This window comes from Saccharothrix sp. 6-C, assembly GCF_016695385.1.
Taxonomy (GTDB): Bacteria; Actinomycetota; Actinomycetes; order Mycobacteriales; family Pseudonocardiaceae; genus Actinosynnema; species Actinosynnema texasense.
The window spans coordinates 2,249,939-2,264,155 of record NZ_CP064192.1 but is presented as its reverse complement, the minus strand read 5'-3'; the positions used below and the strand labels follow the sequence as shown (position 1 = coordinate 2,264,155).

Here is a 14,217-nt window from a genome sequence, read left to right as displayed (position 1 = left end):
TTGGACGATCTCGACGACCAGACGAAGTGTCTTTCGTGCCCAGTCGATCAGAGGGCCGGTCTAGGCGCCGTCGGCCCACACCAGACGGACTCGCCCGCCGGCGGTGTCGCGCATCCGGCGCAGCAGGCTGCGGGCGGCGACCCGGTCCTGCGTCGAGGCAGGCGTCACCAACACGGCCAACAGCAAGCCGAGGGTGTCCACAACGATGCGCCGCTTGCGACCGGCGACCTTCTTCCCGCCGTCCCAACCGCGCGTGGCCCGGCCGACGGTCTCGGCCGCGCGCACCGGCTGCGAGTCCACGATCGCCGCCGACGGCGCCGCCTCCCGCCCCTCTGCGAGTCGGACGCGGTCGCGCAACGCGTCGAGCAGCCGGCGGCAGTGCCCCTCCCACCGCCCACCCCGACCCGATAGGCACGACGGATCGGGCAGCAACGGGTCCAGCTTGACCCACTGGGCGTCGGTGACGTCGGTGGGATGCCGGGCCGTCCGTTCGGTGGACCGGTGGGAGGCGGACAGACGACAGCACGGGGCACCCGCGACGGAACCGCCCGCGGGCATCGGGCACGATAACAACGGAACTCCTGGCAGAGCGGCGCTTCGACAACGTCCGATCTACCAGGAGTTCCTCGTCTGCGCACCAAAGGGGCCTTCACCAGCTCAAGCTCGGAAACGGGTACTGAAACCCTCCAGGCAGGTGCCGCACCACGTGCACCTGCTGCGCGACCATCTGCAGCTGAGCTCAGCATTCTTTCGGCGCAACCGCTTCAGCTCCGCGGACTCCTCCGTCGTGGTCCCCGCACGCTGCCCACCGTCGACCTCGGGTATGCAGCACCCAGTTGCGCAGCGTCTCGCCGGACACCCCGAAACGTCTCCGCGATCGAGCACATCGCCGCCCACTCCGACCAGTACTCACGAGGCCAGCGAGGTGGGCGCCTTGCCATCGGTTACCCGGAGCACGGCGGTGAACTTGTCGACCGGCCTGGCCGCCCGCGAAGCTGATCGCGCCGGCAACACATCGTCACCGCCGAGGTCCGCCATCCCGTCCAAATGTGGCCGGGTGAGACGGGGATGTCCCCGAGCTGGATCATGGCGTGCACGAACAGGTACAGGGCGTCGTAGGTCAGCGCGGCGTGCCCGTCCAGCGACGGGTTCGCGCCACCTTCGCACTCCTCCGGCACGAGCACCCGCAACGCCTGGTTCATCTCCGTCGCCGCCGCGCAGCCCTTGGCCCCGATAGCGAACGACACGTACTCGAACGGGATCTCCGGGTGCCGGCCGCGCAACGTGTCGTCGGCGGCGTAGCGGGCGATGTCGTCACCCGCGAGCAGCGCCGGCGGGTCGCCCTTGCACCCGGCGCTCACCCCGTCCATCAGCTTGCCGAAGTCCGCGGGCCGGCCGGCGAAGAACACCACCTCGTCGTCGCCGACCTCGCACAGCGACTGGCCGAGCCGCCTGGCGTCGGAGCCCTGCCCCGCCGACGACGGCTGGTAGGGCTCGTCGCGCACCCGCAGGCCCTGCTCGTCGAACCGCGCCGCCACGTCCAGGCGCAGGTTGGCCGCGTAGGAGTCCGCCTCGTCGCTGGAGTGCACGATCACCACGCCCCGCTTGTCGGGGTAGGCCGCGCGCACGTGCCGCGCCGCGACCTGCGCCTGGCGGTCGTTGGTCGGCGAGATCTGGAAGTACATCCGCGACGCGGTGGGCATCGCGTCGTCCGACAGGGTCGCGGCGACCACCGGCAGGCCGACCTCGCCGAGCACGGTGATCGTGTTCCTGGTCGGCGTGCTGCTCAACGCCATGCCGAGCACGCCGATGATGCTCTTGTCCTTCTCCAGCATCGACCGGAGCGTGCCGGCGACCGCGTCGCCGTGCTGCATGGCCGACCCGGCGTTGCCGAGCAGGATACGGACCAGCGGCTCGTCGGAGTCCGTCCGGTCGAGCTGCCGCGCCTGCCTGGCCGCGACCCCGACGAGCCGGGCGGTGTTGCTGGCCAGCGCGTCACGGGCCGCGCCCATCGCCGAGACGTACACGACGGTCGCGTAGGGGCGGCCGGGGTCGCGCGCGTGCGCTTCCAGCACCAGCCGGTTCTGCCGGACGATCAGGTCCTGGACGCGGTTGAAGCGCGTGAGGTCCTCGCTGTCGGCCTGGCCGAACAGCGGCACCTGCCCCGTGGTGACGCCGACGCAGTCGTCGCCGATCCGCTTGAGGGTGTGCGCGTCGGGGTTGTCGCGGTCCAGCCCGCAGTGCTCGTAGCGCCACGACTCGTTCGCCGCGACGACGTCGCGCACGTGCCGGTAGCCGACCGTGGCCACCGACGCGACCAGCAGCAGCACCACGATCGCGAGCACCGACGTGCGCGACCAGACCGGGGCCTGCCGCACGGACAGCGTGGCCGTGGGCGGCACCTCGCCGCGCACGACGCGCACGTCGGGCACCTGCAACGGCAGGAACCACGCGGTGGGCCGGCGCGCCCGGCTGTCGGTGGCCAGCTTGCGCGCCCACGTCTCGTAGGCGTGGCTCGCCTGGCTCACCGGAGCCGGTTCGCGCTCGGCGGTGGTCTCCGCGTCCGGCGGGACCTTGGCGCTGCCGCTGATGATCACCAGCGGGTCGAACGCGCCGGTGTCGTTGCGCACGTCGTTGATGATCTTCAGCACGGCGTAGCCGCCGTTGTCGCGGCGGATGCCGTCCAGCAGCACGACCGGGTACACGGTGCGGCGGGCCGACCTGATCCGCCACCACGACCGGCGGTAGGCGCGGCGCACGTCCTCCAGGAACGCGTTGACCAGCAGCTTGGCCAGTTGGCCGGTGTCCTCGCGCGGCTCGGCGCTCTGACCCGGCACCAGCGCGGAGGTCAGCCGCTCGGCGAAGCCGATGAACGTGCCCGGGTCGTGCGGCGCGAGGTAGGGCTGGCGCAGCAGCCACCGGTACTCGCTGCCCGGCACGAGCCCGCGCAGCTTCGCCCGGAACAGGAAGGACGGCACGAGCCGCACCACCAGCCGCACCCACCACGGCGCGGTCCCGGCGGCGTCGTCCAGCACGTCCTTGAGGTCGTCGCCGCTGCGGCGGCCCAGGTCCCGCTCCCGCAGCCGGGTCAGCAGGGTCACGGCCGACTCGGGGTCGGCGCCGTCCAGGCGCTGGTTCATCAGCCAGTAGACGAGCTCGAAGCGGCGGAACTCGTGCCGCCCGTAGCGGTCGTTCGCGCCGTGCGCCAGGTCACGGGCGACGCGCACCAGCACCGAGCCGACCGCTTCGAGCGTGCTGGTCCCGGCCGGTTCGACGCCGGGGGTCGCGTCGGGGAAGCGGTGGTAGGCGTGCGGCACCCGGCCGGGGTGCGCGCCGCGCAGGTGGGCCTGCAGCGCCGGGAGCAGGCCGTCGGCGGGCTCGCCGCGCACCAGGCAGACCAGCGGGATGCCCCGGTCGCCGCTCACCCGCGCGCCCGCCCGGCGGCCGGGCAGCTCGCCGAACCGCGGTCGTTCGGTGAGGTCCTGCAAGAGCTTCACCAGCTCGTCCACGACGTCGACCGACGATAATCGTTCCCCAGCACCGTGTTCGGCCACCGGACTCCTCGCGGACCAGCCTCGTCCCGCCCTCTCCGGCGTGACGCAGGACTTCCGACCTTAGCCGTCCGGACAGTCCGGTTCGGGCGGTTCCGGCACTGTCGCCGCACGTCACCGCACTCTTGCGGCGAGCGCGGGAACGGTCGTCACCGTCCGCTGTCACCCTCTTTCGAGCCCCGGCGAGCACCGGCGGTGTGACGGTGCGGACGCGCTTCTAGGCCGTTCAGGGCCGCCTTGATCCACCACCGTTACCGTCCTCACCCGTTAGTGGCACTCTCTGCAACAATCGGTAGTGGTTGCTCTCGGAAAACGTGACGAGTGTCACCCATTAACGTCCATGCCTTGCCTCCGCAAAACACGAACGGTTACGTTCTCGGCCGCAGATCACGGTTCCATCACCGAAGGGACACGGGCCCGACATCCCCCGATACGGCCCACGTCCACCTGGATCCCCCGCCAGGTCCGGTGACGGAGTTCCCCGACCGCAGGAGGCTGCACCCTTGGCTCGGCACGTCCGTCACAAGAACAAACGTGGGCAGACCACGTTCCAGGTACCCCCGCCGCCGCCCGGTTACAAGGGCGCGCACCGGGCAGAGGCCGAGCGGGTCCTCCCGCGCCGCATCGCCGGTGTCGCGGTCGCCGTCGGCATCGTCTCCGGCGCCGGGGCCGCGGCCCACGCGATGACCGGGACGTTCAGCCCGGTGGCCGGTGGCGCGGACCTCGGCGGTGTGCCGGACGAGACGGTGCGCACCGGCAAGGTCGACACGGTGCACGCCGTCGACCTCGGCTCGGAGACCGCCCGGATCATCCGCCAGGAGCAGCTGACCGCGCTGCACACGTTCAACCAGGCCAGCGGCATCGCCCAGGACGGCTACGCGGCGCGCAAGGCGGCCGAGGAGAAGGCGGCGCAGGAGGCGCGCGACGCCGAGGAGGCCCGCAAGCCGCCGAAGCAGCGCCAGGTCGAGGGGTGGATCCGCGAGGCGATCGGCGTCCTGGCCGCCAACGGCACCGCGATCGACGAGAGCAGCGTCGACGAGATCTACACGATCATCATCAAGGAGTCCAACGGCAACCCCAACGCCGTCAACACCTGGGACTCCAACGCCGCCCGCGGCACACCCTCCAAGGGCCTGATGCAGTGCATCGACCCGACGTTCCAGACGTACAAGCTGGCCGGGTACGACGACATCTACGCGCCGGTCGACAACATCATCGCGGGCGTCCGCTACACCTACGCGCGCTACGGCGGCTTCGGCAACCACCCCGGTCTCGTCGGCATCAACGCCGGCACCGGCTACGTCGGGTACTGAGCCCGGCCCCTCGACGCGGCTCACGGGCACGGCGGCCGCCGACGGCGCCGCCGTGCCCGGGGACGCCGCTCAGCCCAGGCGGAAGTCGGCCACCCGGATCGGCGACGGCGTGGTGCCGCTGGAGCGCTGCTGGTACTGGACCGACAGCACGCCGTCCGCGGCCAGCCTCGACGTGTCGACGTTGACCTCGCCGAACGCGTTCATCGACGGCTGGTCGAACACCAACGCCCAGTCGGTCCACCCGCTGGCCTTGCTCGCCGACACGATCCGGCCGCGCGGCATCACCAGGTAGGCGTTGTCGGCGCGGTCGAAGACGAGCTTCGTCCGCTGGGTGCTGCCCGGCGCCACGGGCACCTCCCGCTTGGTCCACGTGCCGTTCGAGCCGCGCACGACGTGGAACGTCCGGCCGTACTGGGTGCGCTGCTGCGCGTAGTTCGAGACGCACTGGGTGAACCGGCCCGGCACGTAGCTGATCACCACGTGGGGCGTGCCCGTCGAGTCCGCGCCCTGGCCCTCCTGGTTCATCAGGCCGTGGTTCGGGTCGAGCGGGTCCGCGACCAGTCCCGGCGAGCCGACCGACACGCGCGTGCCGCCGGTGGTCCCGACGACCGCGCCCGCCGCGTTGCGCCACGTCCGGCCGCGGTCGTCGCTGTAGACGTACCCGGTGTCGTGGTTGGTCAGCCCGCCGGGATTGCACAGCACGCCCGAGTTGCCCTCGCGCCAGGTGAACGCCGCGTGCAGCCGGCCGCGCCGGTCGTAGGTCAGGCCGTGCAGGTACATGTTGCGGGTCGTGGACACGACCCCGTTGGGCCCGGTGTAGCTGCCGGTGGCCGACGACCACCCGCCCAGCTTCCGCCACGCGCCGCCGGTGTACTCGGCCAGCTCGTTCACGCCGTTGCCCGACCTGCCGGTGCGGAAGCTGAACTGCAGCGCGCCCTCCGGCGTGACCACGAACTGCGGGTAGGTCATGGCGCCGAGCTCGACGCCGCCCAGGGTCCGCTGCACGGTCCCGAACACCGACGGCGACCAGGGGTGCGACCCGGGCTGTGACACCAGCCCCGCCACGGACTTCGAGTAGTGCAGCCGCGTGTCGTGGGTGTCCATCGCGACGTGCAGGGTGCCGTCCTGCGGCGAGATGCCCAGCGAGATCACGTTGTGCGAGTCGTCGGCGCTCAGCCGGTGCGGCAGCACCGCCTTCTCCCAGCTGCCGCCCAACGCCCGCCGGGCGATCACGGCGTTGCGGCCGGCCGTGTACCAGGCCGCGTACTGGTGGCCGTTGTAGGTGATCAGGGCGTCCTGGAACGCGTTGTTGTTGACCAGGCCGTCGTAGGACACGAAGTAGAGGGCCGACTGGTCGAGCAGCGTGTCGGACAACAGGGTGACGCCCGGCGCGGCGTCCGCGACGCCGGGCTGGACCAGGGACGCGGCGAGCACGACGGCCGCCGCGAGTGGTGCCTTCCTCATTGAAGACCTCGGGGATCGGTTGACGGGACGGCGGCGGACCACGACTCTCGCACAGGAGTGAAACGTTTCATAGCCCGACTCGGCCGACCCCGACCCCGCCGCACCGCGCCGGCGGCCGAAGCGCGTGCGCGCCCTGCCGCCGAGGCCCGCGCGCAACCGCCTGACGGCCGTACCCGGACCGCCGGCCGGCGGCTGAACGAATGATTGCCGGCTGGTCCACGCGCCAGCACGATGAGGGCAGCCGAACGTGAGGGGTCCGCGGTGGGGCGATACCGGTTGCACGTCAACGGCGAGCGGCGCGAGGTGGACGTGCCCGCGCAGACGCCGCTGCTGTGGGCGTTGCGGGAACAACTGGGCCTGCTCGGCCCCAAGTACGGCTGCGGGGTCGGCGCGTGCGGGGCCTGCACGTCCCTTGTGGACGGTCAGGCGGCGCGGCCGTGCGTCACACCGGTCGAGGAGGTGCGCGGCAAGCGCGTCACCACCATCGAGGGCCTGTCGGAGGACGGGGACCACCCGGTGCAGCGGGCCTGGCTGGAGCTGGGCGTCCCGCAGTGCGGCTACTGCCAGGCGGGTCAGATCATGTCGACGGTCGCGCTGCTGGCCGCCAACCCCGACCCCGACGACGCCGAGATCGACGCCGCCCTGCGCGACAACGTGTGCCGCTGCGGCACCTACACGCGGGTGCGGGCGGCCGTCCGGCGTGCCGCGGAGCTGAAGCGGGGTGAGCGGTGAGCATCAGCCGACGCGCGTTCCTCGGTGGCGTGCTGGTCGTGTCCGCGCCCGTCGCGCTGCCCAGCGCGGCCGAGGCCGCCGAGGAGTTCGCGCCCAACGTCTTCGTCCGGGTGGACGAGCGCGGCCGGATCACCGCGACCGTGCCCACGCCCGACTCCGGGCAGGGCGTGCGCACCATGGTGGCGCTGCTGGTCGCCGAGGAGCTGGCGGTCGGCCTGGACGACGTCCGGCTGGAGCAGGCGCACGGCGACCCGGCCCGGTTCGGCTCGCAGGGCGTCGGCAACTCCTTCTCCGCACGCCGGCTCCACGAGCCGATGCGCCGCGCCGCCGCGACCGCCCGGTGCCTGCTCGTCGCGGCCGCCGCGCGCCGGTGGGGTGTGCCCGTCGAGGAGTGCTCGGCGCGGGACGGCGCGGTCCGCCACGGGCGGCGCGTGCTGCGGTACGGCGACCTGGCGCGGGAGGCGGCGGCAGTGGACCCGGCGACCGTGCCGGTGACGCTGACCCCGCCGGAGCGGTGGCGCCTGCTCGGCCGCACCAGCGCCGGCGGGGTGGACGCGAAGGCGGTGGTGACCGGCAAGGCCCGGTACGGCATCGACACCCGCCCGCCGGGCGCGCTGGTCGCCGTCGTCCTCCGTCCGCAGTGGATCGGCGCGCTGGTCGACGCGGTGGACGACCGCGCGGCGAGGGCGGTGCCGGGCGTGGTCGCGGTGACGACGCTGGACCCGGCGACGTCCGGCCAGGGCGGGGTGGCGGTGATCGCCCGGTCGGTGCCGGAGGCGCTGCGCGGACGTGAGGCGTTGCGCGTGACGTGGCGCGGCGGCACGCCGACCGCGGACAGCAGGCAGTGGCTCGCGGACCTGGAGGCCGCGCTGCCCGCCGTGCCGACCGCGCCGGGGCCGGTGGCGTTCGAGGCCACCTACAAGCTGCCGCTGCTGGCGCACGCGCCGATGGAGCCGATGAACGCCACGGCGTACCTCACCGCCACCGGTCTCACCGTGTGGGCGCCCACCCAGGACCCGGGTTCGCTGCGGCGGGCCCTGGCCGGCCAGCTCGGGCTGGCCGAAGCGGACGTGCGGGTCGAGGCGACGTTGGCCGGCGGCGCGTTCGGCCGGCGGATCGAGTCCGACCCGGTGCTGGAGGCCGTCGCCTGCTCACGGGTCGCGGGCGCGCCGGTGAGCGTGCTGTGGACCCGTGACGACGACCTGCGGCACGACTCGTACCGGCCGATGTCGGTGCACCGGCTGTCCGCCGTGGTCGACGCGTCCGGCATGCCGACGTGGCGGGCGCACGGCGTCGCGACCTGGCCGTTGACCGTCTTCCCGTTCTTCGACAACCCCGCCGTCGTCAAGGCCGGTGGCGACCACTTCCCGTACGCCGTGCCGGGCCGGGTGGACGTGGCGCTGCGGGCCGCACCGCTGCGCACCGGCTTCTGGCGCGCGGTCTACGCCGGGCAGTTCCAGTACGTCGAGGAGAACTTCCTCAGCGAGCTCGGCCACCGCGCCGGGCTCGACCAGGTGGACCTGCGGCGTCGGCTGCTGCCCGCCGACTCGCGGCTGCGGCGGGCGCTGGACGCGGCGGCGGCGCGGGCCGGTGCCGTCCGGCCGGGCTTCACCCGCGGTGTGGCGTGCCACGACGACTACGGCTCGGTGATCGCGGTGGTCGCGGACGCCTCCGAGGGCCGGGTCCGCCGCGTCACGGCGGCTGTCGACGTGGGTCCGGTGCTGCACCCGTCCGGGGTGCGCGCGCAGGTCGAGGGCGGCGTGATGGACGCGCTGTCCACGGTGTCGGGCGCGCAGATCACCGTGCGGGACGGGAGGGTCGTGCAGTCCTCGTTCCGCGACTACGCGTGGGCGCGCATCGACCAGGCGCCGGACATCGACGTGGTGCTCGTGCGGTCGGACGCGCCCGTCGGCGGCCTGGGCGAGCTGGCCTACCCACCGGCCGCGGCGGCGATCGCGTCGGCCATCGGCCGGCCCGTCACCGGCATGCCGGTGAACGCGGAGGTGGGCTAGCGCGGAAGTCCGGTGGTGCGCCACGAAGATCGCGCGCGAGTGCGACACGCCCGTCGAGGGCGTCGGCTCCGTCACGCGGTTCGCCGGGCGGCGCCGCGGCGACACGTCCCTCCCCCTCCGCACGCCAAAGGAGACGCCGGCGGCCACCGCGCCCGCCCGCGCCGCGGTCGTCGGCGAGGACGGGTCGCGCCGCCGGGTCGCGTTCGACCTGACCCGCGACCCGCTCCCGCGTCGCTGCTGGACGTCACGCCTGCCGCCGTGCCCGTGGGCCCCGGACGCCGTCGCGTCCACCGCGCGGGTGGAGTCCGGCGGCCTCCCCGGGTGAACGCGCACAGTCCGCCGATGGTGCATTCGGGTGGCGGAACACCCTTCCAAAAGACGCTGACCGCACCGTGACGGGTGGCTAGCGTCGAGGCGTTGGGGGCATCGTCACCTTCCGGTCCACCGCCACCGCGGGTCTGCGACGCCCCGGACCGCGCGATCCATCGCGCGCGCCGAATCCGGGAGGTACGTGTGTCCAGACCACGAAAGCGCGGTAAAGCACTGGGAGCCGCCGTCCTGGCGGTGGGGCTCGTCGCCGCACCGGTCACGGGGGTGGCCGGCGCGGAGCCGGCGGCCCCCGCGAGAGCCGCCGGCCCGGCCGCGGGGACCGGCGTCCAGCCGCGGACCGTCACGCTCGTCACCGGCGACCGGGTCGTGGTGACCGGCGAGGCCGTCGGGTCGCTCCGGCCCGGTCCCGGCCGCGACAGGATCACCTTCCACTCGACCCACCGCGACGGTCGGCTGACCGTCGTGCCCGAGGACGCGCTCAAGGGCGTGGCCACCGGCAAGCTCGACCCGCGGCTGTTCGACGTGACGGGCCTGATCGAGGCCGGCTACGACGACGCCCGCAGCGACGACGTGCCGCTCATCGTCACCGGCACGCCGACCACCGGCCTGCGCTCCGCCCGCGCGCTGCCCGGCGCCCTGGCCACCCGGGCGCCCAAGGCCGACGCCGGCGCGGTGTTCCGCGACCTGCTCGCCGACCCCGGCGTGACCAAGGTGTGGCTCGACGGGGTGCTCCGCCCGTCCCTCGACCGCTCCACCGCCCAGATCGGCGCGCCCACCGCGTGGCAGGCCGGCCTGACCGGCAAGGGCGTCCGGGTCGCCGTGCTCGACGGCGGCGTCGACGGCGCGCACCCCGACCTCAAGGGCAAGGAGGTCGCCGAGCGCAACTTCACCGACGACCCCGACACCACCGACGTCACCGGGCACGGCACGCACGTCGCCGCCACCATCGCGAGCGGCGACCGGACCTACCGGGGCGTGGCGCCCGACGCGCGGATCCTCGACGGCAAGGTCTGCGGCGCCAACGGCTGCCCCGAGTCGGCGATCCTGGCCGGTGTGCGGTGGGCCGTCGACGAGGGCGCGGACATCGTCAACCTCAGCCTCGGCGGCTACGACTCGCCCGGCATCGACCCCCTCGAAGCCGCGGTCGACGAGCTGACCGAGAAGACCGGCACCCTGTTCGTCGTCGCGGCGGGCAACGGCGGGCGGTCCAGGTCGATCGACTCGCCGGGCAGCGCCGACGCCGCGCTCACCGTGGGCGCGGTCCGGCACGACGACGACCTCGCCCACTTCTCCAGCCGCGGCCCGCGCAACGGCGACGGCGCGGTGAAGCCCGACATCACCGCGCCCGGCCTGAACATCGTCGCCGCCAAGGCCGCCGAGGGCACCCTCGGCACGCCCGTCGGCAGGCGGCACACCTCCCTGTCCGGCACCTCGATGGCCACGCCGCACGTCGCCGGCGCGGCCGCCCTGCTCGCCCAGCGGCACCCCGACTGGACCGGCGCGCAGCTCAAGGCCGTCCTGATGGCCTCCGCCAAGCCGAACCCGGGGCTGTCCGTGTTCGACCAGGGCACCGGCCGGGTGGACCTGACGCGCGCGATCACCGCGAACGTCGGCGCCACGCCGGTGAGCGTCACCTTCGAAGAGCAGCTGTGGCCGCACCACGACGACACGCCGGTCACCAAGACCGTCACCTACCGCAACAGCGGCGCCGAGCCGGTCACGTTCGACCTCACCGCCGAGCTGCGGGGCCCCCACGGCGCCGCCGCGCCCGCCGGCCTGCTCACCGTGACCCCGTCGAAGGTGACCGTGCCCGCCGGCGGCACGACCGCGGTGGCCGTCACCGCGGACACCAGGGTCGGCGCGGTCGACGGCGTCTTCGCCGGCGCGCTGGTCGGCGGGCCGACGCGGGTCCCGGTCAGCCTCGCCCGCGAGGTCGAGAGCTACGACATCGCGATCGAGAACATCGACGCCGACGGCAACCCGGCGCTGGACAACTCGACCGCGCTCGTCGGCATGGACAACGACGTCTACGAGAACCTGTACGGCCCCGACGGCACCGCGACCACACGCGTCCCCAAGGGCCAGTACATGGCGCGCGCGGTCATCCGCGCGTGGCCCAGGACCGCGGTGCTCGCCCAGCCGGTCCTGACCGTGGACGCCGACCACACCCGCTACACCTTCGACGCCCGCGTGGCCCGGCCGGTGCAGGTCACCGCGCCCGACCCCGCCGCGGTGCCGATGATCGGCGACATCAACGTCTCCCGGCTCCTCAACGGCAGGCGCGTCGTGCTCAACACGGCGTTCATCGGCGGCTTCGGCGACATGACGCTCGGCCACGTCGGCCCGACCCTGACCGACGACGAGCTGACCGTCTCGATCGGCGCCCAGTTCCAGAGCCCCCCTGTCGACGGCACGCCGACGCACTACCGGTTCCGCTGGATGGCGCAGGGCGCGGTGCCCACCGGCTACACCCGCGCCCCGACCAGGGCCGAACTGGCCGAGGTGCGGACCACGTTCGCGCCCGGCCCGGCCGACCGGCAGTACCTGCACAGCGGCAACGCCAGCCCGCCGGACGGCTCGGGCGGCTGGTCCGTGGGCCTGCCGGTGCCCGCGGGCGGCGCGGTGGTCGACCTGGTCACGCCCGACCGGCTCACCTGGAGCTGGGGCTTCCAGCGGCTCTCGCCCCAGTACCGGACCGAGGCCGACTACTCCTCGTTCAACCGCACCTACCGGCTGGGCGAGCAGCACGCGGAGCGGTTCGGGCGCCCGGTGCTCGGCCCCGGCCTGTCCGGCTACTCGGCCACCTACCTCGGCGTGCACGAGGACCGGGTCACCGCCCAGATCCCGCTGATCAACGACCGCGACGGCAACCTCGGCCGGGGCAGCCACGAGTCGGCCCGCACCTCGGTGTACCGGGACGGGCGGCTGGTCGGCCAGATCCGCGACCAGTGGGGCGAGTTCACCGTGCCGGAGGGCGAGGGCCGCTACCGGGTGGAGCACGACGTCGTCCGCGACCCGGCGGCGCACGAGCTGACCACCAGGGTCAGCGGCGCGTGGACGTTCCGGATGGCGACGCTGCCCGACGGCCATGGCCGGCGGCTGCCCCTGTCGGTGGTGCGGTTCAACCCGGAGCTCGACGCGGACGGCGGCGCGCCCGCCGGCCGGCTGCTGAGCGTGCCGCTCGTCGTGGAGCAGCAGGACGGCGCGGACAACGGCGAGGTGGGCCAGGTCCGGGTCGACGTGTCGTTCGACGACGGCAAGAGCTGGCGGCGGGCGCCGGTCGCGGGCGGGGTCGCCCTGGTGCGGCACCCCGACGCGGCCGGGTACGTCTCGCTGAGGGCGTCCGGCGCCGACAGCGACGGCAACACGTTCGAGCACACCGTGATCCGCGCTTACAAGATCACCCGCGGGTAGCGCCCGGCGCCCCGGGCCGGTCGTGCGCCGGTCCGGGGCGTCAGCCGCGCCGCCTGCGCGCGACCAGGGTCAGCGCCGTCGCGCCCACGACCAGCAGCAGGCCGCCGACCAGCGCGGGCCGGACGACGTCCACGCCGGTGCCCGCCAGGGAGTCGTGGTCGTCACCGGGGCGTGCCGCGGCGGTCGGCGTGGTGGTGGTCGGTGTGGTCGTGGTCGGCGCGGTCGTGGTGTCCGTGGTCGGTCCGGTCGTGGTCGTCGTTTCGACGGTGGTGGTCGACGCGGTGGTGGTGGTCGGACTGGTGGCGGTGGTGGTCGGGCTGGTGGTGGGCAGGCCGCACGCGGGCAGGTCGCCGGTGAACGGGTAGGCGTGGAACTCGTTGCCGGTGCCGCCGCCCGCGCCGCCGTGGGTCAGCGAGCCGGTGGTGAAGAAGCGGCCGGCCAGTCCGGGCACGGTCACCGTCGTCGTGCTCGCCGGGTTGCCCACCAGCACGCTGCCCTGGAACTGGGCCGTGCCGCCGATCCCGGCCGTGGTGGCGTCCGGGAAGTTCCACAGCAACCGCTCGCGCAGCCGGTTGAGCGGCCCCTCGTCGGTCAGCTCGCCGGTGTAGGTGACGATCCGGCGGGCGTCGCCGACCAGGTTCACCAGCACCGTCGCGCCGTCCGGGACGCCCTCGAACACCAGGCCCTGCTGGCCGCCGGCGGGGCCGGCGAGGTCGAAGTCCACGGTGAACACCTGGAGGCCGGACGTGCCGTCGCCGGTGAACAGGGTCCGGTGGCCCTGGTTGACGGCGGTGCCCGTGACGGCCGCCGCCGCGTAGCACCGGCTCGCGGTGGTCAACTGCGCGGACAGCCCCTCGTACGGGGTGAACGCGGCGGGGTCCGGGTCGACCGCGCCGGAGACGACGCCGGTCAGCGGTCCCGCGTGGCGCACGACGCCGCCCTCGGCGACCAGGGTCTGGCCGGGCGCGACCGTGACCGCGCCGCCGGTCACCAGGAAGTCCGTCCCGTCCGGCGGCGGCACCCGGGAGCCGACGCCGACGATGCCGACGTTGTAGATCGAGGAGGCGCCCGGCGCCTTCGCCAGGTCGAAGTCGCCGCCGACGACGACCCGGCCCTCGGCCTCGGCCGCGCTCTGCCGGACCAGGAAGTCGCCGCCGACGAAGATGTTCACCGCCTCGTCCCGGCCGGCGAACGCGCCGTTGTGCACGGGCGGGAACTCCGCCGGGCACCTCGGTCCGAGGCACGGCCCGAGCCCGCCCGGCAACGGGTCGGCGAAGGCGACGGCGACGCCGGCCAGCGCGACGACCGCGACCAGCGCCGCCGCGCCGACGGCTCCGACCAAGCGGGTCCGGGACATGCGCTCAATGCTCGGCGACGCTCGGGTCCTCGCACCCCGAATCG

The 14,217-nt window shown here is 74.0% G+C and carries 8 protein-coding genes and 1 pseudogene; 4 read left to right on the top strand and 5 right to left on the bottom strand.

The window, feature by feature from the left end; translation table 11 throughout:
* Window positions 1–60: 60 nt before the first annotated feature.
* From IOD16_RS10380 to IOD16_RS10375, 3 genes and pseudogenes are all read right to left on the bottom strand, one after another.
* Window positions 61–558: a transposase gene (locus tag IOD16_RS10380; RefSeq protein WP_201439857.1), complete on the bottom strand. Its 498-nt coding sequence runs from the start codon at window positions 556–558 to the stop codon at window positions 61–63.
* Between the two features lie 177 nt (window positions 559–735).
* Window positions 736–902: pseudogene (locus tag IOD16_RS40040) on the bottom strand (transposase); the annotation flags it as partial.
* A gap of 42 nt (window positions 903–944) precedes the next feature.
* Window positions 945–3,554 (bottom strand): ABC transporter substrate-binding protein, encoded by a 2,610-nt coding sequence (locus IOD16_RS10375; protein WP_201439856.1) that lies wholly within the window; start codon window positions 3,552–3,554, stop codon window positions 945–947.
* Window positions 3,555–4,054: 500 nt separating this feature from the next.
* On the opposite strand from IOD16_RS10375, the gene IOD16_RS10370 reads away from it, so the two are divergent.
* Entirely contained in the window at window positions 4,055–4,864 is an 810-nt protein-coding gene (locus IOD16_RS10370) for a transglycosylase SLT domain-containing protein (RefSeq protein WP_123742471.1), read from the top strand.
* A gap of 69 nt (window positions 4,865–4,933) precedes the next feature.
* On the opposite strand, the gene IOD16_RS10365 is transcribed toward IOD16_RS10370, so the two are convergent.
* Entirely contained in the window at window positions 4,934–6,328 is a 1,395-nt protein-coding gene (locus IOD16_RS10365; RefSeq protein ID WP_201439855.1) for a BNR repeat-containing protein, read from the bottom strand.
* Between the two features lie 261 nt (window positions 6,329–6,589).
* Between IOD16_RS10365 and IOD16_RS10360 the strand changes: the two genes are divergently transcribed.
* From IOD16_RS10360 to IOD16_RS10350, 3 genes are all read left to right on the top strand, one after another.
* Window positions 6,590–7,060, top strand: coding sequence for a (2Fe-2S)-binding protein (locus IOD16_RS10360; RefSeq protein ID WP_328809442.1), 471 nt, complete (start codon window positions 6,590–6,592; stop codon window positions 7,058–7,060).
* On the top strand, window positions 7,057–9,072 hold the full coding sequence (locus tag IOD16_RS10355; protein ID WP_201439853.1) for a xanthine dehydrogenase family protein molybdopterin-binding subunit: 2,016 nt from the start codon (window positions 7,057–7,059) through the stop codon (window positions 9,070–9,072). The genes IOD16_RS10360 and IOD16_RS10355 overlap by 4 nt, the downstream gene beginning before the upstream one ends.
* Before the next feature lie 513 nt (window positions 9,073–9,585).
* The gene (locus tag IOD16_RS10350) at window positions 9,586–12,816 is read left to right on the top strand and encodes a S8 family peptidase (protein ID WP_201439852.1); all 3,231 of its coding nucleotides are present in this window, start codon (window positions 9,586–9,588) and stop codon (window positions 12,814–12,816) included.
* 40 nt (window positions 12,817–12,856) lie between these two features.
* On the opposite strand, the gene IOD16_RS10345 is transcribed toward IOD16_RS10350, so the two are convergent.
* Window positions 12,857–14,173, bottom strand: coding sequence for a choice-of-anchor A family protein (locus IOD16_RS10345; RefSeq protein ID WP_201439851.1), 1,317 nt, complete (start codon window positions 14,171–14,173; stop codon window positions 12,857–12,859).
* Between the last annotated feature and the right edge of the window lie 44 nt (window positions 14,174–14,217).

Coding starts and splice junctions, on each gene's coding strand:
- IOD16_RS10345 (WP_201439851.1), bottom strand. CDS start 14,173: ATGTCCCGGACCCGCTTGGTCGGAGCCGTCGGCGCGGCGGCGCTGGTC.
- IOD16_RS10380 (WP_201439857.1), bottom strand. CDS start 558: ATGCCCGCGGGCGGTTCCGTCGCGGGTGCCCCGTGCTGTCGTCTGTCC.
- IOD16_RS10365 (WP_201439855.1), bottom strand. CDS start 6,328: ATGAGGAAGGCACCACTCGCGGCGGCCGTCGTGCTCGCCGCGTCCCTG.